General features: G+C 72.1%; 16 protein-coding genes. 3 read left to right on the top strand and 13 right to left on the bottom strand.

Features of this window, described 5'->3' with window-relative positions:
- Positions 1-5: 5 nt before the first annotated feature.
- The 3 genes from ACQP1P_RS07375 to aspS all read right to left on the bottom strand — a co-directional run bounded on the left by ACQP1P_RS07375 (position 6) and on the right by aspS (position 4056).
- Positions 6-1307 (bottom strand): M50 family metallopeptidase, encoded by a 1302-nt coding sequence (locus ACQP1P_RS07375; RefSeq protein WP_433084339.1) that lies wholly within the window; start codon positions 1305-1307, stop codon positions 6-8.
- On the bottom strand, positions 1304-2500 hold the full coding sequence (gene dxr, locus ACQP1P_RS07370) for a 1-deoxy-D-xylulose-5-phosphate reductoisomerase (protein WP_433089892.1): 1197 nt from the start codon (positions 2498-2500) through the stop codon (positions 1304-1306). The genes ACQP1P_RS07375 and dxr overlap by 4 nt, the downstream gene beginning before the upstream one ends.
- Positions 2501-2826: 326 nt before the next feature.
- Complete coding sequence (aspS, locus tag ACQP1P_RS07365) at positions 2827-4056, bottom strand: aspartate--tRNA(Asn) ligase (RefSeq protein WP_433084337.1); 1230 nt, start codon at positions 4054-4056, stop codon at positions 2827-2829.
- 295 nt (positions 4057-4351) lie between these two features.
- On the opposite strand from aspS, the gene ACQP1P_RS07360 reads away from it, so the two are divergent.
- Positions 4352-5326, top strand: coding sequence for a YihY/virulence factor BrkB family protein (locus tag ACQP1P_RS07360; protein WP_433084335.1), 975 nt, complete (start codon positions 4352-4354; stop codon positions 5324-5326).
- On the opposite strand, the gene ACQP1P_RS07355 is transcribed toward ACQP1P_RS07360, so the two are convergent.
- Together ACQP1P_RS07355 and ACQP1P_RS07350 are read right to left on the bottom strand one after the other, a co-directional pair.
- Entirely contained in the window at positions 5310-6014 is a 705-nt protein-coding gene (locus ACQP1P_RS07355; protein WP_433084333.1) for a DUF2786 domain-containing protein, read from the bottom strand. The two genes, ACQP1P_RS07360 and ACQP1P_RS07355, sit on opposite strands and share 17 nt — an antisense overlap.
- A 3-nt stretch (positions 6015-6017) precedes the next feature.
- Positions 6018-7568: a Rieske 2Fe-2S domain-containing protein gene (locus ACQP1P_RS07350; protein ID WP_433089890.1), complete on the bottom strand. Its 1551-nt coding sequence runs from the start codon at positions 7566-7568 to the stop codon at positions 6018-6020.
- Positions 7569-7722: 154 nt separating this feature from the next.
- On the opposite strand from ACQP1P_RS07350, the gene ACQP1P_RS07345 reads away from it, so the two are divergent.
- Positions 7723-7941: a DUF2631 domain-containing protein gene (locus ACQP1P_RS07345; RefSeq protein WP_433084332.1), complete on the top strand. Its 219-nt coding sequence runs from the start codon at positions 7723-7725 to the stop codon at positions 7939-7941.
- A gap of 315 nt (positions 7942-8256) precedes the next feature.
- Here ACQP1P_RS07345 and ACQP1P_RS07340 read toward each other — a convergent pair whose 3' ends face one another.
- The 8 genes from ACQP1P_RS07340 to ACQP1P_RS07305 form a co-directional block, all read right to left on the bottom strand.
- The gene (locus ACQP1P_RS07340) at positions 8257-9525 is read right to left on the bottom strand and encodes a DivIVA domain-containing protein (protein WP_433084330.1); all 1269 of its coding nucleotides are present in this window, start codon (positions 9523-9525) and stop codon (positions 8257-8259) included.
- 29 nt (positions 9526-9554) lie between these two features.
- Positions 9555-10745, bottom strand: coding sequence for a 23S rRNA (adenine(2503)-C(2))-methyltransferase RlmN (gene rlmN / locus ACQP1P_RS07335; RefSeq protein WP_433084328.1), 1191 nt, complete (start codon positions 10743-10745; stop codon positions 9555-9557).
- A 111-nt stretch (positions 10746-10856) separates the two neighbouring features.
- Positions 10857-12041: a phosphatidate cytidylyltransferase gene (locus tag ACQP1P_RS07330; RefSeq protein ID WP_433084326.1), complete on the bottom strand. Its 1185-nt coding sequence runs from the start codon at positions 12039-12041 to the stop codon at positions 10857-10859.
- On the bottom strand, positions 12041-12598 hold the full coding sequence (gene frr / locus ACQP1P_RS07325) for a ribosome recycling factor (protein WP_433084324.1): 558 nt from the start codon (positions 12596-12598) through the stop codon (positions 12041-12043). Before frr ends, ACQP1P_RS07330 begins: the two co-directional genes overlap by 1 nt.
- The gene (pyrH, locus tag ACQP1P_RS07320) at positions 12595-13386 is read right to left on the bottom strand and encodes a UMP kinase (RefSeq protein WP_433084322.1); all 792 of its coding nucleotides are present in this window, start codon (positions 13384-13386) and stop codon (positions 12595-12597) included. The genes frr and pyrH overlap by 4 nt, the downstream gene beginning before the upstream one ends.
- An 88-nt stretch (positions 13387-13474) precedes the next feature.
- Positions 13475-14302 (bottom strand): translation elongation factor Ts, encoded by an 828-nt coding sequence (gene tsf / locus ACQP1P_RS07315; RefSeq protein ID WP_433084320.1) that lies wholly within the window; start codon positions 14300-14302, stop codon positions 13475-13477.
- Between the two features lie 21 nt (positions 14303-14323).
- Complete coding sequence (rpsB, locus tag ACQP1P_RS07310) at positions 14324-15235, bottom strand: 30S ribosomal protein S2 (protein WP_350621024.1); 912 nt, start codon at positions 15233-15235, stop codon at positions 14324-14326.
- 784 nt (positions 15236-16019) lie between these two features.
- A complete protein-coding gene (locus tag ACQP1P_RS07305) occupies positions 16020-16403 on the bottom strand; it encodes a hypothetical protein (protein ID WP_433084318.1) in 384 nt (127 codons plus the stop codon).
- Between the two features lie 319 nt (positions 16404-16722).
- On the opposite strand from ACQP1P_RS07305, the gene ACQP1P_RS07300 reads away from it, so the two are divergent.
- Entirely contained in the window at positions 16723-17013 is a 291-nt protein-coding gene (locus tag ACQP1P_RS07300) for a hypothetical protein (protein WP_433084316.1), read from the top strand.
- The last annotated feature ends 426 nt before the right edge of the window (positions 17014-17439 follow it).

Here is a 17439-nt window from a genome sequence, read left to right as displayed (position 1 = left end):
TCGTGTTATTTCAGGGTGATCGGGTTGACGAAGTCGGCCGTCACCGTCAGCAGGACGAAGACGCCCAGGATGCCGATCACCCCCAGGGTGAGCGGCGCGAGCTTGTAGTAGTCGACGCGCCCCGGGTCGGGCCTGCCGAGCCTGGCCGCGATCCACGAGCGGACACGCTCGAACCAGGCGATCGCGATGTGCCCGCCGTCCATGGGCAGCAACGGGAACAGGTTGAAGATGCCGAAGAACAGGTTCAGGGTCGCGAACAGCATCAGCAGCGACGCCCAGTCCCCGAGCTCGAACAGCTCCCCGCCGATGCGGCTGGCGCCGACGACGCTGACCGGGGTGTTCGGGTCGCGCTTCTCGCCGAAGATGGCCTTGACCAGGTTCGGGACGCGCTCCGGGATCTGCTTGAACGAGGCGAACGTGCGCTCGACGAGCGAGGCGGTGGCCGACCCCGTCTGGCTGATGCCGTCGACCGGGCCGTAGCGCAGGACCGGTAGGTCGCTGCTGCGGATGTCCACCGTGATGCCCAGCATGCCGCCGCGCTCGAGGTCGTCCGCGGTGACCTGGTCGGCGGTCTTGCCCGGGTCGATGGTGGACTTGACCCGCTGGGCCTCCGGGATCTCGGCGGTCCCGCTGAGCGTCTGCTCTCCCCGCTTGTACTGCACCGTCACGGACTTGCCGACGTCGGCCTTGAGCTCGTCGCGCAGCGCCTGGTTGCCGGCGATGGACCGCCCGTCGATGGCCAGGATGACGTCCCCGGGCTGCAGGCCGAGCTGGGCGGCCGGGCTGCGCGGGTCCTTGGCCGGGTCGCAGGCCTTCTGGCTCTTCGTCGCCGGGTCGTACTGGTAGGTCGGGCTCACGCACTGGCTGATCGTGCCCACGCGGACGGGCACCTCGTTGACCTTGCTCGCGTCCGGGATGCCGACGAACGAGAACAGCACCCACAGCGTGATCAGGGCGAGCGCGAAGTGCGTGATGGAGCCCGCCGCCATGACGATCGTGCGCTTCCACACCGGGAATCGCCACATGGCCTTCGGGTCGTCGGCGCCGGACTTGCCGGTCTCGGGATCGACGTCCTCCTCCTGCGGCGTCATCCCGACGATCTTCACGAAGGCGCCGAAGGGCAGGGCCTTGAGCCCGTACTCCACCCCGTTGCGCTTGAACGCGAAGATCGTCGGCCCGAAGCCGATGAAGTAGCGCGTCGCCTTCATGCCGAACCAGCGGGCGGACCAGAAGTGTCCGGCCTCGTGGATCGCGACGGCGATCAGGATGCCCAGCGCGAACAGGACAATCCCCAGCACGAAGGTCATTCGGCCCCTCTCCGGTCGGCGCCCGCGGCGATGAGCGCGCGGGCGTGGGCCCGCGCCCAGGACTCGGCGGCGAGCACGTCATCGACGGTACCTGGTTCCGCGAAATCCGGGGCCTCGGCCAGGGTCCGCTCGAGCGTCTCCACGATGCCGAGGAACGGCAGATCACCCGCGGTGAACGCCGCGACACACTCCTCGTTGGCGGCGTTGTAGATCGCGGGGCGGCACCGCCCGGCCTCGCCGGCCGCCTTGGCCAGGGAGACCGCCGGGAACGCCTCCTCGTCCAGCGGCCGCAGCTCCCACGTGTGCGCGGTGGTCCAGTCGACCCCGGGCGCGGCGTCGGCGACCCGGTCGGGCCAGCCGAGCGCGAGGGCGATCGGGATGCGCATGTCGGGCGGGCTGCACTGGGCGAGGGTGGAGCCGTCGTCGAACTCGACCATGGAGTGGATCACCGACTGCGGGTGAACCATGACCTTGATGTCGGCGTACGGCACCGCGAACAGCTCGTGCGCCTCGATCACCTCCAGTCCCTTGTTCACCAGGGTGGCGGTGTTGATGGTCACCACGGGGCCCATGTCCCAGGTCGGGTGGGCGAGCGCGTCGGCCACGGTCACGTCGCGCAGCTGGTCGCGGGTCCGTCCGCGGAAGGCGCCGCCGGAGGCGGTGAGCACCAGGCGGCGCACCTCGCCGCGGGCGCCGCCGCGCAGGCACTGGGCGAGCGCGGAGTGCTCGGAGTCGACCGGGACGATCTGCCCGGGCTTCGCGGCCGCGCGCACCAGGGGGCCGCCGGCGACCAGCGACTCCTTGTTGGCCAGGGCGAGGGTGCGGCCGGCCCGGAGGGCGGCGAGGGTGGGGGCGAGCCCGAGGGAGCCCACGACGCCGTTGAGCACCGTGTCGCACGGCCACTGCGCGAGCTCGGTCATCGCGTCCGGGCCGGCGAGGATCTTGGGCAGCTTGAAGCCGCCGGTGGCCCAGCCGCGCCGCTGCGCCTCGGCGTAGAAGGCGAGCTGGAGGTCCTGGGCGACGCTGGCCCGGGCCACCCCGACGGCCTCGACGCCGAGCTCGAGGGCCTGGGCGGCGAGCAGGGCGACGTTGCCGCCGCCGGCGCCGATCGCCACGACCCGGAAGCGGTCCGGGTTGCGCCGGACGATATCGATGGCCTGCGTGCCGATGGATCCGGTGGATCCCAGGAGCACGATCTCGCGAGGGCTCACACACCCCATTGTGTCAGGTTGGGTCAGGCCGGGGCCGGGCGCGGCGGAGGGCCGCGCCCGGCCGACTGTCCTATGTGGATCAGAGCCGGAGTCCGGCCGGCAGCTCCCCCCGCCGGCCGGACTCCATCAGGGCCTCGACTGCTCCCGCCGGATCTTCCTCAACAGCGGTCTGAGCTGGGCCGATACGACGCACGACGAGCGTGCCCCCATGAGTTAGCGCGGTGAATCCCAGATCCCGTCCCCGTTCGTACGCATGTATTAATTATAGATCATCATTTAGTGCCGGGCAATCGATTTACGGGCCGGCGCTAGGGCGCGAGGCGGTGCAGATCCCGCGGAAACAGCGTCGTCTCACGCACGTTCGCGGCCCCCGACAGCCGGGCCAGGAACCGCTCCAGCCCGATCGCGAACCCGCCGTGCGGCGGCATCCCGTGCCGGAACGCCTCGAGGTAGCCCTCCAGCCCCGCGGCCTGCTCCCCGAGCACGGCGGCGTAGTCGGCGTACCGATGCAGCCGCTGCCCGCCCGTGACCAGCTCCAGGCCCCGGAACAGCAGGTCGAAGGAGTTGGACCAGCGCGGCTCGGACGGCTGCGGGTGCGTGTAGAAGGGCCGCTTGGCCATGGGGTAGCCCTCGACGTAGAGGAAGTCCGAGCCGTGCTCGGCCAGCGCCCACGCCCCGAGCGCCCGCTCGTGCTCCGGGGCGAGGTCGGGCTCCTGCGGGTCGGCCCCGGCGAGTTTCAGGGCCTCGCGGAAGTGCACGACCGGGATCGTCTCCGGCAGCCGTACCGAGCCGAGGCCGGCCGCCTCCGTCATGGCGCGCACGACCCGGGTGAGGACCGCCATCACGTCGCGGTGGTCGCGGACGAACCCGAGCTCGGCGTCGAGCGACGTGTACGTGGCGAGGTGGCGCGAGGTGTCGTGCGGCTCGGCCCGGAACACCGGCCCGACCTCGTAGACGCGCTCGAACACCCCGACCATCGTCTGCTTGTAGAGCTGCGGGGACTGGGCGAGGTACGCCCGCCGCCCGAAGTAGTCGAGGGTGAAGACGTTCGCGCCGCTCTCGGTGGCGCCGCCGACGATCTTCGGGGTGAAGACCTCCGTGAACCCGAGCCCGTCGAGCGTGGCTCGGAACGCCCCGACGGCGGCCGCACCCGCGGCGAACACGGCCCGCCGGGCGGGGTGGCGCAGGCTGACGGCGGCGTGGTCGAGCAGCGCCGGCAGGCCCGCCTCGAGCTCGGGGCGGAACAGCTCGACCGGCGGCGGCTCGGCCTCGGACAGCACCTCGATCGCCTCGTGGGCGACCTCGAAGCCGCCGGGCGCGGCCGCGTTGGCCACGACGGTGCCGGCGACCTCGACCACGGACTCCTCCGGGGGCACGGGGACGCCGGCGGGGACCACGACCTGGGCCAGGCCCGCGCGGTCGCGCACGATGAGGAACGTGACGCGGGCGAGGACGCGGCGGCGATGGACCCACCCGGCGAGCCGGACGGACTCCCCCACGTGCTCGGCGAGGTCGGCGGACATCATGCGGCTGGACATGCAACACCTCCTGGGAAGGGACGCTCCCCGCAGGTGTGGGCGATGGGGCCGGTCGCGGTGCCACCACACCTTCACCGCGGCGGGCTCGCCGCGGCCTCTCGCCCATGTGCGCCGGGCCACGCGGCGGGGCGTCCACGGCGGTCGTCAGGCGCCCGCCCCGCCCTCTCAGCATGGCGGGTCACCCGCGGGGGCGCGACGGATTTCCACCCGGATCCCCGCCCGCGCGGGGGCACCCGGAGTGCGTGTGGCGTCACGGGCGCGTTTCCCGCGCGGGCGCGCTGGGAACGCCGTCGTCGTGAGCAGCACGAGGCAGGTGCCGGAGACCCGGTCGATGTCGCGGGACGAGCTCTCGGCCGACGACGCGTGGCAGGCGCTGCGTCACCACGGGGGCTGGTCCCTGCTGCACGAGGCGTTCCTGCGCTTCCGCTACGGCGACGGGTTCAGCCACGCGCGGGCGCTCGGCCTGCAGCTGTGCCTGGCCATCGTGCCCTTCCTCATCGCGCTGTCCGGCCTGGCCGGCAAGCTCGGCGTCGCGGAGGGCGGCGACGTGGTGGCCGACACCGTGCTCGCGCTCACCCCCGGCGCCAGCGAGCAGATCGTCCACGACCTCCTCGCGCCCGGGCAGTCCGAGCGGGCGGGCGAGGTCGCGCTGCTGCTCGGCCTGCTCACCGGGCTGGTCGCGCTCGCCACCGCGATGGCGCAGATCGAGCGCGGCGCCAACCGGATCTACGGGGTGGAGCGGGACCGGCCGGCGCTGCTCAAGTACGGCCGCGCCGCGGTCCTGGCCGCGGTCGCCGGGCTGCCCGCGCTCACCGGGTTCCTGATGCTCGTCGCCGGGGACGCCCTCGGGTCCTCGGTGCGGGTGCGGTACCCCGGCTGGGGCGCCCCGGTCGCGCAGGTGTGGCAGGTGGTCCGCTGGCCCGCGAGCGTCCTGCTGGTCGTGACCGCCGTCGCCGCGATCTTCCGGTTCGCGCCCCGGCGCCGCCAGCCGGCCTTCTCCTGGCTGCTGTTCGGCGCCGCGCTGTCCACCGCGCTGTGGTGGGGCATCAGCGCGCTGCTGGCCCTCTACGTGCAGGGCAGCGGGGCGTTCGGCGCGACGTACGGGGCGCTGACCGGCATCATGGCCCTGCTGCTGTGGGCGAACGCGACCGGCATCGTGCTCTTCCTCGGCATCGCCTTCAGCGCGCAGCTCGAGGCGATGCGCGTCGGCGTGCCCGGACCGGTGATGCCCGACAAGTGGGCGCCGCCGGGCGTCACGTCCGCGTCGTGACCTCGGGGCGGGCGTTGGTCTCGACGCGTACGGCGCCCAGGTCCGCCCGCCGCCCCGCCGCGCTGCCGGCCTCGAATCCCCCGCCGCTGAGCCGGCGCCGGCGGCCCGCCCGCACGTTGGGGTACTCCGCCTCCACGGCCAGGTCCACGGCGCGCTCGCGGTCGGCGAGGACCAGCGCGGTGCCCGGGGCCGGGGGCTCCTCCGCCCGTGCGGACGCGGCCGCGAAGCGCTGCTGCACCGCGGAGCCGAACCCGATCAGCCACGAGCGCCGCCAGGCCGCCGCCTGCTGCCCGTCCGGCACCGGCTCCCGCAGCAGCCCGCGCGCCGCCTGCACGAGCAGCGAGGCGAACAGCAGCTCGACGCCGGCGACGTCGGAGGCGAAGCCGAACAGGTGCACCGAGACCCGCAGCCCGTCGGCGGTGCGCCGCTCGAGCCGGATCGACCGGCAGCGCAGCGCGGCCGCCACGACGTGCAGCAGGTAGGCCTTCTCGCGCAGGTAGGGCGCGGACAGCTCGACGAGCCGGTTGCCGACCGTCTGCCGGCGCGCCTCACGGGCGTCGAGCAGGGCCTGGTCGATGCCGTACTTCGCGATGAGCGCCGCCGCCTTGGCCGTGAGCGCGTCGGCCTCCTCCGGCGTGCAGGCCGGGTCCTCGGCCTTGGCCAGCAGCTTGCGTACCTTGTCGAGCAACCTTCACTCGCCCGGCGCGGGGGTGCCGGCCGGGCGCGACCGCAGCTCGTGGCCGACGCTCGTGAGGCAGCGGCCGCTGTCCAGGTCGAACTTCCAGCCGTGCAGCTGGCAGGTCAGGGTCTTGCCGTCGACGATGCCGAAGCGCGTCAGGTCGGCCTTGAGGTGCGGGCAGCGGCGCTGGACGATCCAGTCGCCGAGCTTGATGTCCTCGGCGTCGGGCTTCTGCTCGGCGTACCAGCCCTCGGCGTACTGCAGCCGCTCCTCGGACAGGCACTTGAAGAACGCGTAGACGAACTCGTTGTACTGCCCGATCCGCGCGGCCGAGAACCGGCAGGACAGGAAGAGCGAGTTGACCCAGTCGACCTCCCCGATGAACAGCAGGTGCTCGACCAGCGCGCGATCGGTGCGGAAGCGGTACCGCACCTTCTCGTCGGCGTAGGTGCGCACCTGCTTCTCGGGGAAGTCCACCACGATCGACTCGACCGACTCGCCGTCGTAGCCGACGAGGTCGAAGCGCACCGGCCCGCCGACGCCCTTGGCCAGGTAGACCGACTCGTCCAGGAGCGGCTCGATGCGCGCCTTCATCTCCTTGAGCACGTCGACCTCGGGGTGGCGCCAGGTCGCCTTGGCCGCCTCGATCACCGGCTTCTTGCGCGCGCGCATCTCCTCGAGGTGCTCGCGCTTGTGCGCGAAGAACTCCTCGACGTCGGTCGGGTGGGTGGTGACCGCCGAGTCCGCGGTGAGCTCCATCACCGACCCGGGCAGCAGCACGGTCGAGTTCGTCCCGCCGGCCTTGGCGTATTCCCGCTGGAACACCCACTGGTCGGGGAAGATGTTGCCCTCGTCGCCGAAGATGTCGTTGAACTGCCACAGCTCGTCGTCGAGGAAGCAGGGCGGCCCGGCGATCGGCACGACGTTGGAGGCCTTCAGGTCGTCGATGTAGCGGAAGGTCCGGTCGAACTGCCGGTCGCGCTTCTGCTTGCCGAACGCGCGCTTGGCCGCCTCGGGCAGCTCGTAGACCATCGGATACCAGATCGCGCCCGAGAACTGCAGCAGGTGCGCGTGGACGTGCCCGAGCGCGTTGAAGGTGGTCAGGTCCGTCGGGCGCGCGTCGTTCTGGTTCAGCACGCGCACGCCGTCGTACTCCACCCACAGCGACGAGTCCCCGATCGGCCCGTCGGTCGGCGAGGTCAGCGCCTGGATCATGATCTTGAGTCCGCCGTCGAGCTCGTGGACCTGCTCGGACTTCGTCTCCAGGAACCGCGTGAAGCCCAGCGCCTCCAGCTCGTCGCGCATCTCGCTGGTCGGGAACTCCGGCAGCAGCACGGTCGCCTTCTTCGACACGAACCGCTTGAGGTGCTCGGCGTCGAAGTGGTCGCGGTGCAGGTGCGACACGTAGAGGTAGTCGCAGTCGCCCAGCGCCTCCCAGTCCAGCAGCGAGTTGTCCGGGAACGGGAACCAGGAGGCGAAGTAGGCGGGGTTCACCCACGGGTCGCACAGAATGCTCCCGGCCGGCGTGTCGATGCGCAGGCTGGCGTGGCCGGTCCCGGTGATCCGCACCGCTGTCCTCCTCGATCGGTACCGCAGATTGCGCGAACGACGCTACCCGACCGACCCGCAACCGTCCGGGCCGGTGCCGCATGCCAGACTCTTGTGCGGAAGCCTTTGCGGCCGCGGCCGCTATTTCGTTCGCCGAAAGGACCGAACCGTGTCCGAGCACGAGCCAGTGACCTCCCCCGACCAGCACAAGCCGGGTCACCCGCGCGCGGCGCGCTTCGGCGCGGCCGTCTCGGCGCTGGTCCTGCTCACCATGCTCGTGGGCAACCACCGCGGGCGGGTCGAGGACATCTTCCTCATCGTGTGCGCGGGCCTGCTCGTGCTCGCCCTCGTCGGCGACTGGGTGCTGCGCCGCAACGGCCTGCGCTGAGCGCTCCGGGCCGCTCGCCGCCCGGAGCTTCGGCACCGGGCACTGCCCGCTCGGCTCGGGTGACCAACCGCGGACCTGGCAGCGACGGCGCGCCAGCGCCGAGCGGTGTCTGGCGGGAGCGACGGTCCGCACCCCCGCGGACCCGAGTCATGCACCGTCCGTGGGGTCCGACAATTCGGGCACCATATGACCTCGATCGGTGACGCTGCGTGCCGATCGTCCGGTCCCGAACAAGTGTCATGTTTCGAACTGTGCGAATGACTGAGGGCGCGCCCGGCTCGGCCGGACGCGCCCTCGTCTACGTTGTGCGATCGGTCAGCGACGTCGCGTGACGATGTCGCGGACCTCCTTCAGCGCCGCGTCGACCTCGGCCTCGAAGTAGCCGCCGGGCACCAGGTTGAAGTGCGACGGGTCGAGGTCGCCGTCGGTCAGCGGGCCGCCGCGGCCGGTCAGCGAGGCCATCACGCCCTCGAACAGCCGGTCGACCTGGGCACGGTCGTAGCCGCTGCCGAAGCGGCGCAGCTGGAACGTGCGGCGCAGCTGGTCGATGCGGGCCACCTCGCCCGACTGGTGCTGTGGCGGGCCGCCGTACGGGTCGCCGCCACCCTGCGGGCCGCCGTAGGGATCGCCCTGGGGCGCGCCGTACGGGTCCCGCTCCGGCGGGGCGCCGTAGGGGTCGCGGTCCGGTCCGGGGCCACCGTAGGCCGGCGGCTCGGGCCGCTCCATGCGGATCTCGGCGGTCATGTCGGCCCGCGGGGCGCGCGGGCCCTGGTCGTAGCCGCGGTCGTCGTCGAAGGCGCCGCCGTAGGTGGGCTCGTCGTAGCGGCCGTAGCCGGGGCCGCCGGGGCCACCAGGACCACCGGGCGGGCCGGCCGGGGGCGGCGGCGCCGGGCGGGTCGGCAGGGGCGCGCCGGGCGGCGGAGGCGCGGGGCGCTCCATCGTGCGGTCGACCGGCCGGTCCATGCCCATGGTGCGGTCGGCGGGGCGGTCCATGCCCATGGTGCGGTCCACCGGGCGGTCCATGCCCATCGTGCGGTCGGCGGGACGGTCCATGGGGCCGCCCATCGGCGGGCCCATGCGGTCCATGCCGGGCGGCGGGCCCATGCGGTCGGGTCCGGGCGGGCCCATGCGGTCCGGGCCGGGGCCCATGCGGTCGGGTCCGGAGGGACCCATCCGGTCCGGGCCGGGCGGCGGGCCCATGCGATCCGGCGGGGGCGTCATGCCGACCCGGTCGGGCATGCGCTGCGGCTCCATCCGGTCCGGCATGCGCTGCGGTTCCATCCGCTCGGGCATGCGCTGCGGCTCCATGCGCTCCGGAGCCATCCGCAGCTCGCCGCTGCGGGAGTCGAGGGCCCGGCCGAAGCCGCCGCCGCTGCCGCGCTCCTCGTGCTCGGCCAGCTGGCGCTCGACGCGGTCGAGGTGCAGGTCGACCTGCCATTCGTCGTAGCCGCCGAAGCGGACACGGAAGACCACGTCGTGGACTTCCTGCGCGCTCACCGGCGCGCCCATGGAGTCTCCGGAGAGGGTTGCCTCCACCCGGTCGAGGAACGAGTCGACCTCGTCGACCTTGTATCCCCGACGCATCGCACGGCGCCGGAACCGCTGACCCTGACTCACTGTGTCTCCTCGTTCGCTCGCCGTGCTAGCAAGCCGTTCTTACGCTCTCCCACCTTGCCACCTCCGGAGGCCGCAAGCTGCCCGCAGGCACCGTCAATCTCCCGACCCCTGGTGTCACGCACCGTAGTGGGAACACCAGCGGCCCGGAGACGCCGGACGAACTCCCGCTCCACCGGCTTGGGGCTCGCGTCCCACTTGCTGCCCGGTGTCGGATTGAGCGGGATGAGATTGACATGCGCGAGACGACCGGACAAGAGCCGACCGAGCAGATCCGCTCGCCACGGATGGTCGTTCACATCCCGGATCATTGCGTATTCAATGGACACGCGCCGACCGGTGCGAGCCGCATACTCGAACGCGGCATCAAGCACTTCGGCGACCTTCCAACGTTGGTTGACCGGCACGAGCGTGTCGCGCAGATCATCATCGGGCGCGTGCAGCGACAGCGCAAGCGTCACCGACAGCCCCTCCTGCGTCAACCGGCGCATGGCGGGGACCAGCCCGACGGTCGACACCGTGATGTGGCGCTGCGACAGCCCGAGGCCCTCGGGAGCCGGTTCGGTCAGCCTTCGTACGGCCGCGATCACGCGGTTGTAGTTCGCCAGCGGCTCCCCCATGCCCATGAACACGACCCGGGAGAGCCGGTCCGGGCAGCCGGGCAGCGCGCCGCGCGCGGCCAGCCCCGCGAACCACACGACCTGGTCGACGATCTCCGCCGTGGACAGGTTGCGGGTCAGGCCGGCCTGGCCGGTCGCGCAGAACGGGCACGCCATGCCGCAGCCGGCCTGGCTCGACACGCAGACGGTGACGCGGTCCGGGTAGCCCATGAGCACGCTCTCCACGAGCGAGCCGTCGTGCAGGCGCCAGAGGGTCTTGCGGGTGGTGCCGTTGTCGGTGGCGAGCTCGCGCACGGGCTCCAGCAGCTTCGGCAGCAGCGTCCCGGTGATCGCCTCCCGGGTGCGGGCCGGCAGGTCGGTCATCTCCTGCGGGTCGCGCACCAGGCGGCCGAAGTAGTGCGCGGAGACCTGCTGCGCGCGGAAGGCCGGCTCCCCGAGCTCGGCGACGGCGGCGCGGCGGCCGGCGAGGTCGAGGTCGGCGAGGTGGCGCGGGGGCAGCGCGGCGCGACGGCCGTCGGGGGTGGTGCCGGCCGCGCTGGGGGACAGGTTCAGTACGGGAAGCTGCGTCATGGCTTTTCCAGTGTCCCATGCCGCGCCGCATGATCTCCAAGACCGCCGACCAGCACGGCTGGGCGACGCATCACGGTCCGGCTACCGCGCGTTCACCCTCGTTTCGGCTGCTCATCGGGTCCACGGCACCAGGAAGGCCAGGACCGCGTAGGCGGTCGGCAGCGCCAGCAGGACCGAGTCCAGGCGATCCATCAGGCCGCCGTGGCCCGGCAGCAGGTTGCTCATGTCCTTCACGCCGAGGTCGCGCTTGATCAGCGACTCGCCGAGATCGCCCAGCACCGACGCGATCGAGACCGCGACGCCGAAGATCGCGCCGTGCCACCACAGGGCGCCGTCGACCAGCAGCGGCAGGGCGATCGCGCTGCCGGCACCGGTCCACACCACCGAGCCCGCGAACCCCTCCCACGACTTGGCCGGGCTGACCGACGGGGCCATGGGGTGCTTGCCGAGGAAGACACCGGTGGCGTACCCCCCGGTGTCCGACAGCACCACGGCGAGCACGGTCACGAGGACCCGCACGCTGCCGTCGTGGGCCGGATAGGCGAGCAGGGCCGCGAAGGAGCCGAGGAAGGGCACGTACACGGCGATGAGCGCGCCGGCGGTCACGTCCCGCTGGTAGTGGGCGACACCGTCGGCGAAGCGCCACACGAAGACGAGCAGCAGCGTGGCCAGCAGGCCCAGCGGCAGCCGCTCGGCCCCGCCGAACCAGGCCAGGCTGACCATGAGCGGCGCGCCGAGCAGGAGCGGGACCAGCGGGGGGCGCGCCTTCTGCACGCTGACGGCGCGGACCATCTCCCAGACGCCGACGGACACGGCCGCGATCACGAGGCCGAGGAAGAGCCACTTCCACACGAACAGGGAGACGACGACGACACCGCCGAGGCCGACGCCGACGCCGATCGCGGCGGGGAGGTTCCGGCCGGCCCGGCTCTTGCGGGGGGCGTTGCTCTCGGTCGCGGCTGTGCTCCCGGGTTCGGCGGCGTTGCCGTCAACAGCGGCGTCCGCGGGGTGGGTGGGGGCCGCGCCCAGGGTGGCGGGGGGTCCGGCCGGCGCGCCGCCGTTGCGGTTCGTGGTTCCCGCGGCGGGCACGGTGCCGGGAGCCGTCGCGGGCGCGTCGTGCGCCGCGGGCGCGTCGTGCGCCGCGGGGGCGTCGGGAGCCGGGGCGGCGGCATCCGGTACGAAACCCGGCTCTTGCGCTTGTGGCTCTTCCCCGGACGGCGCGGGCGCGGCACTGTGCCGCCGCGCCCGCGCCGACGACGGGTCGGGGGCCTTCTGAGCCCGGTCGAGATGGGCCATCAGACCTCGAGTAGCTCGGCTTCCTTGTGCTTGAGCAGCTCGTCGACCTGCGCGACGTAGCGGTGCGTCAGGTCGTCGAGCTCCTTCTCCGCGCGACGGCCCTCGTCCTCGCCGGCCTCGCCGTCCTTGACGATGCGGTCGAGCTCCTCCTTGGCCTTGCGACGCACGTTGCGGATCGCCACGCGGGAGTCCTCGGCCTTGTTGCGGGCCACCTTGATCATGTCGCGACGCCGCTCCTCCGTCATCTGCGGCAGCAGGATGCGGATCTGGGTGCCCTCGTTGTTCGGGTTCACACCCAGGTCGGAGTCGCGGATCGCCTTCTCCATCGCGCCGATCTGCGACGCGTCGTAGGGCTTGATGATCGCCATGCGCGGCTCGGGGATCGCGATCGAGGACATCTGCGGCAGCGGGGTCGGGGTGCCGTAGTAGTCGACCATCACCTTGCCGAACATCGCCGGGGTGGCGCGGCCGGTACGGATGACCGCGAACTCCTCCTTGGCGTGCTCGATCGCACGATCCATCTTCTCTTCGGCCTCGAAGAGTGTCTCTTCGATCACGGGGTCTGTCCTCCTCGATCCGGGACGGGCTCGGCGGTGATGAGCGTGCCGATCCTCTCACCACTCAACGCGCGAGCGACGTTGTCCTCCCCCTCCGCGCCGAAGACCAGCATCGGCAGCGCGTTCTCCTGGCAGAGGCTGAACGCCGTCTGGTCCACCACCCGCAGCCCCTGCAGCAGCGCCTCGGCGAACGTGAGGCTGTCGAGCTTGCGGGCGGTCGGATCGGTGCGCGGGTCGGCGGTGTAGACGCCGTCGACGCCGTTCTTGCTCATGAGCACGGTGTGCGCGTGGATCTCCAGCGCGCGCTGGGCCGCGACCGTGTCGGTGGAGAAGTACGGCAGGCCGGCGCCCGCGCCGAAGATGACGACGCGGCCCTTCTCCAGGTGGCGGATCGCCCGCCGGGGGATGTAGGGCTCGGCGACCTGGGCCATGTTGATCGCGCTCTGCACGCGCGTGTCGATGCCTTCCTTCTCCAGGAAGTCCTGCAGCGCCAGGCAGTTCATCACCGTGCCCAGCATGCCCATGTAGTCCGCGCGCGAGCGGTCCATCCCGGCCCGGGAGAGCTCGGCGCCGCGGAAGAAGTTGCCGCCGCCCACCACGACGGCGACCTGCACGCCGCGGCGCACGACCGCGGCGATCTGGCGCGCCATGCCGCGCACCACGTTGGGGTCGACGCCGACGGCGCCGCCTCCGAACACCTCACCGGAGAGCTTCAGCACGACGCGCCGCGCCCCGAGCGGGGCGGGGGTCAGGGACTGCCTGGCCGCTTCGACGGCGGTGTTCGTCATGTGGGCACCCTTCTGTCTGCTTGTGGAAAGGGGGTCACGGCCTCCATCCGGTGGACCGTGACCCCCTCACTGCTGTTGTACCCGCCGGTCAGGCCTGGCCGACCTCGAAGCGCACGAACCGCGTCACTTCGATGCCGGCCTCCGCCAGCACCTGCTTGACCGTCTTCTTGTTGTCGCTGACCGAGGGCTGCTCGATCAGGACGAAGTCCTTGAAGAAGGCGTTGACCCGGCCCTCGATGATCTTCGGCAGGGCCTGCTCGGGCTTGCCCTCCTCGCGGGCGGTCTCCTCGGCGATGCGCCGCTCGGACTCGACCACGTCGGCGGGGACCTCGTCGCGCGTGAGGTACTTCGGCCGCATCGCGGCGATCTGCATCGCCACGGCGCGGGCGTCGGCGACGGCCGCCTCGTCGTTCTTGCCGGAGAACTCGACCGCGACGCCGACCTGCGGCGGGAGGTCGGGGCTCTTGCGGTGCATGTAGATCGCGACCGGCTCGCCGAGCACCGCGATGCGGTTGATGACGAGCTTCTCGCCGATGCGGGCCGACTCGGCCTGCACCAGGTCGGCCACGGTGGCGTCGCCGAGCTTGGAGGCCAGCAGCGCCTCGACGTCGGCCGGCTTGGTCGCGTCGACGTGCGCCGCGAGCTTCTGGCCGAGCTCGACGAACGCGTCGTTCTTGGCGACGAAGTCGGTCTCGCAGTTGATCTCGACCAGGCCCGAGCCCGAGTGCGCGACGAGGCCGTTGGCGGTGGTGCGCCCGGCACGCTTGCCGACGTCCTTCGCGCCCTTGATGCGCAGCAGCTCGACGGCCTTGTCGAAGTCGCCCTCGGCCTCCTCGAGCGCCTTCTTGCAGTCCATCATGCCGGAACCGGTCAGTTCGCGGAGCCGCTTGACGTCCGCGGCGGTGAAGTTGGACATGACTCTCTCTCGCTCTGTGGGTTACGCCTGGTTGTTCTCTTCGGCGGCCGGAGCCGCGGCGGCGGGAGCCTCGGCAGCGGGGGCCTCGGCAGCGGGGGCCGCCGCGGCGGGAGCCTCGGCAGCGGGGGCCGCCGCGGCGGGGGCGGCCTTGGCGCCACCCTCGAGCAGCTCGCGCTCCCACTCGGCGAGCGGCTCGTCACCGGCCACGACGCCCGGCTCGGGCTTCTGGTCGGCGCGGGTGGCCCGCCCGGAACGAGCGATCAGACCGTCGGCGACCGCGTCGGCGACCACGCGGGTCAGCAGCGCCGCGGAGCGGATGGCGTCGTCGTTGCCGGGGATCGGGAAGTCGACCTCGTCCGGGTCGCAGTTCGTGTCGAGCACGGCGATGACAGGGATGCCCAGCTTGCGGGCCTCGTCGACCGCGATGTGCTCCTTCTTGGTGTCGATGACCCAGATCGCCGACGGGAGCTTCTGCATGTCGCGCAGACCACCGAGGGTCCGGCTGAGCTTCGTCTGCTCGCGGGACAGCTGCAGGGTCTCCTTCTTGGTGTACCCCTGCGCGGTGCCGGTCAGGTCGAGGCTCTCGAGCTCCTTCATCCGCTGGAGGCGCTTGTAGACCGTCTGGAAGTTGGTCAGCATGCCGCCGAGCCAGCGGTGGTTGACGTAGGGCTGCCCCACGCGCGTCGCCTGCTCGGCGATCGCCTCCTGGGCCTGCTTCTTGGTGCCGACGAACAGCACCGAGCCACCCTCGGCCACCGTGTTGCGGATGTAGTCGTACGCCTTCTCGATGTAGTCGAGCGTCTGGCGCAGGTCGATGATGTAGATACCGTTGCGCTCGGTGAAGATGAAGCGCTTCATCTTCGGGTTCCAGCGGCGGGTCTGGTGCCCGAAGTGCACGCCACTCTCGAGCAGCTGGCGCATGGTCACGGCCATGTCGGCGGGATCCCTTCGATCCTGGTTGTTCACGGCGAACCGGTCGGCTCGCCGTCCTGGCGCCCGGTCGTCGGCCGTCTCACCCTTCGCACGCGCGGTGGTGCACCACGCGTTCACTCGGGACCAGGGCGGCCGCCGCCCTGGAATGCTCACCCGGCGCTGGGAATGCGGCGGGCTAGGGAGGGCGCGCGAGGTCGACCGCACGCTGTGCGGTCGCCGGTGGAAAGTGTACGCGCCGCGCCCGGGCTTCCACGAATGCCCCCACTGACGTGTAGTTCGCCCGGCTGTAGCCGTTTCGGGTGGGTTGCGCCTTTTGTCGTGCTGACCCGCTTGGTTCCATCGTCACGCACAGCCGTTCCGGCGCCGCTTGCGGCTGTTGTGCGCCTCGAATGCGACCGAAGCGCCGGTGCCGATGTCACCCGCAGCCGTGTCAGGGTGGTTGCGCTCGGTTACGACGTTTGCGGGGCTTGTGCTCGGCTATGGCGTAGCCCGCAGCTCGTCTCGGCGCGCTTTGTGCTGCTGCGACGTCGACCGGCTAAACGGGCCGCGGGGTCGCCGCCCGGACGACGGCCTTGGCCCGAGGTCTTCGCGGCGCGTCTCGGGCAGAGGCCCTGTTCACCGCGCGGCTCTGTCAGGCCTTTATGTCGCCCATTCGCATCTTCGCCTCTTCGTCTTCTCGCTCTTTCGCTTTTTCGCTTTTTCGCTTTTACGCACGGAGCCGGTAGTGCGGGCGTCGTGGCCCCCATGCCTCTACCGGCTCGCGACTTCCGCGGAAGCTGGCGCCCTATGCGGCGAGCCCAGCCGCGACGAACAGCAACAGCGCCACCGGCAGGTAGGCGAGCGGCGTCCGCAACCAGGCCCGCACCCCGGGCGCCGCCGCGGCCGCCCCACCGATCAGCCCATACAGCCCGAGCGAGAACATCGGCAGCGCCGGGATCATGAACATCCCGGCGAGCGTCGCCCCCGCGGGCACGTCACTCGCGGTCACGGCGTGGATGAACAGCCGCAGCACCGGCAGCTCGAACAACACCGTCAGCACCACCAGCACGACGGCCAGCCCCGGCCGCTTGCTCTGGTACACCGCACCGCCCGCCTCCGCCCCGTACTGCTGCCGAGGCGCCGGCACGGCCGCGGTCAACGCCGTCGGGCCGGCGAAGGCGTTCGGCATCGATCCGGTGTTCCCGGCTCCGCCTACTCCGCTCTCGGCCCCGGTCCCGACTCCGGTCCCGACTCCAGCCCCGACCCCGGCCCCGACCCCGGCCCCGACTCCGGCGAACCCGGCGCCGACCGGCGCGCCCGACCCCGGCACTCCCGAAACGGGCCCACCGGACACCGGCCCGGCCGCTCCGGCCCCGAGCGGGCTGGTCGCACCGCCCCCGCCAGCCACTGCGACCCCTCCCGGCCCGCCGGTCATTCCAGGGCCGCCAGCCATTCCGAGCCCACCGGTCGCCAGGGCCGCTCCGGCCCCACCTGAGCCGAGCGCCCCGGTGCTGGACGGCGTGATCGTCGGCAGCCCCTGGATCGGCGACCCCGAGGTGGTGAGCCCCGGAATCGAGGCCCCCGCGAGCCCGCCGGAGGCACCCCCGCCGGAGACCGGCCGCTGCAACGCGCTGCGGTCGATCGCCTCGGAGCGCCGCGACCGGCTGACGAACTCCCCCGAATACTCACCCGAGTCGCCACCTCGTCCGAGAGTCGAGTCGCCACCTCGTCCGAGGGCCGAGTCGCCGGCCCGCCCGAGGGCCGAGGCACCGAACTGCCCGCTGGGGCTGTCGCCGTAGCTCAGTGGGTCGGCGCCGTACCCACGGCCTCCTCCCCGCGGCTCCGGAACCCGGTACCCGCCGTCGTCGTACTCCCGCTCGTCCGCGTACCGCGTCGGGGTGTACCCGCGGTCCTCGCCGTATCCACGATCCTCGCCGTACCCGCGTTCCGAGTCGTCGCGGCCTCGCGAGCGCTCGTCCCGGCCCCGGTCACCCCGGCCGCGGTCGTCGTGCCCACGATCGTCACGGCGGTCGTCGTACCCGCGGTCGTCGTATCCACGGTCCTCCGGGTACCAGCGGGAATCCGAGTCCGGGTCCGGGGAGAAGTTCCGGCGTCCATCCACGGTCCGTCACGGTAGGCCCTCGGCATGATCCTCGCCACCCGGCAACGCTGCCTGTAATCTGCGTCGCTGCCGGCCCAACCGCGCCCCGTACCCCCTGACCAGG

Origin of the sequence: Dactylosporangium sp. CA-052675 (assembly GCF_050947935.1) — a bacterium.
GTDB lineage: Bacteria > Actinomycetota > Actinomycetes > Mycobacteriales > Micromonosporaceae > Dactylosporangium.
The sequence above is the reverse complement of the archived record's forward strand: the minus strand, read 5'-3'. Positions and strand labels throughout refer to the sequence as shown.

Bases quoted from the DNA above. Each gene is read 5' to 3' on its own strand.
- ACQP1P_RS07375 (WP_433084339.1), bottom strand. From the start codon at position 1,307: ATGACCTTCGTGCTGGGGATTGTCCTGTTCGCGCTGGGCATCCTGATC.
- aspS (WP_433084337.1), bottom strand. From the start codon at position 4,056: ATGTCCAGCCGCATGATGTCCGCCGACCTCGCCGAGCACGTGGGGGAG.
- ACQP1P_RS07340 (WP_433084330.1), bottom strand. From the start codon at position 9,525: ATGCGTCGGGGATACAAGGTCGACGAGGTCGACTCGTTCCTCGACCGG.
- rlmN (WP_433084328.1), bottom strand. From the start codon at position 10,745: ATGACGCAGCTTCCCGTACTGAACCTGTCCCCCAGCGCGGCCGGCACC.
- ACQP1P_RS07330 (WP_433084326.1), bottom strand. From the start codon at position 12,041: ATGGCCCATCTCGACCGGGCTCAGAAGGCCCCCGACCCGTCGTCGGCG.
- pyrH (WP_433084322.1), bottom strand. From the start codon at position 13,386: ATGACGAACACCGCCGTCGAAGCGGCCAGGCAGTCCCTGACCCCCGCC.
- tsf (WP_433084320.1), bottom strand. From the start codon at position 14,302: ATGTCCAACTTCACCGCCGCGGACGTCAAGCGGCTCCGCGAACTGACC.
- rpsB (WP_350621024.1), bottom strand. From the start codon at position 15,235: ATGGCCGTGACCATGCGCCAGCTGCTCGAGAGTGGCGTGCACTTCGGG.
- ACQP1P_RS07305 (WP_433084318.1), bottom strand. From the start codon at position 16,403: ATGCCGAACGCCTTCGCCGGCCCGACGGCGTTGACCGCGGCCGTGCCG.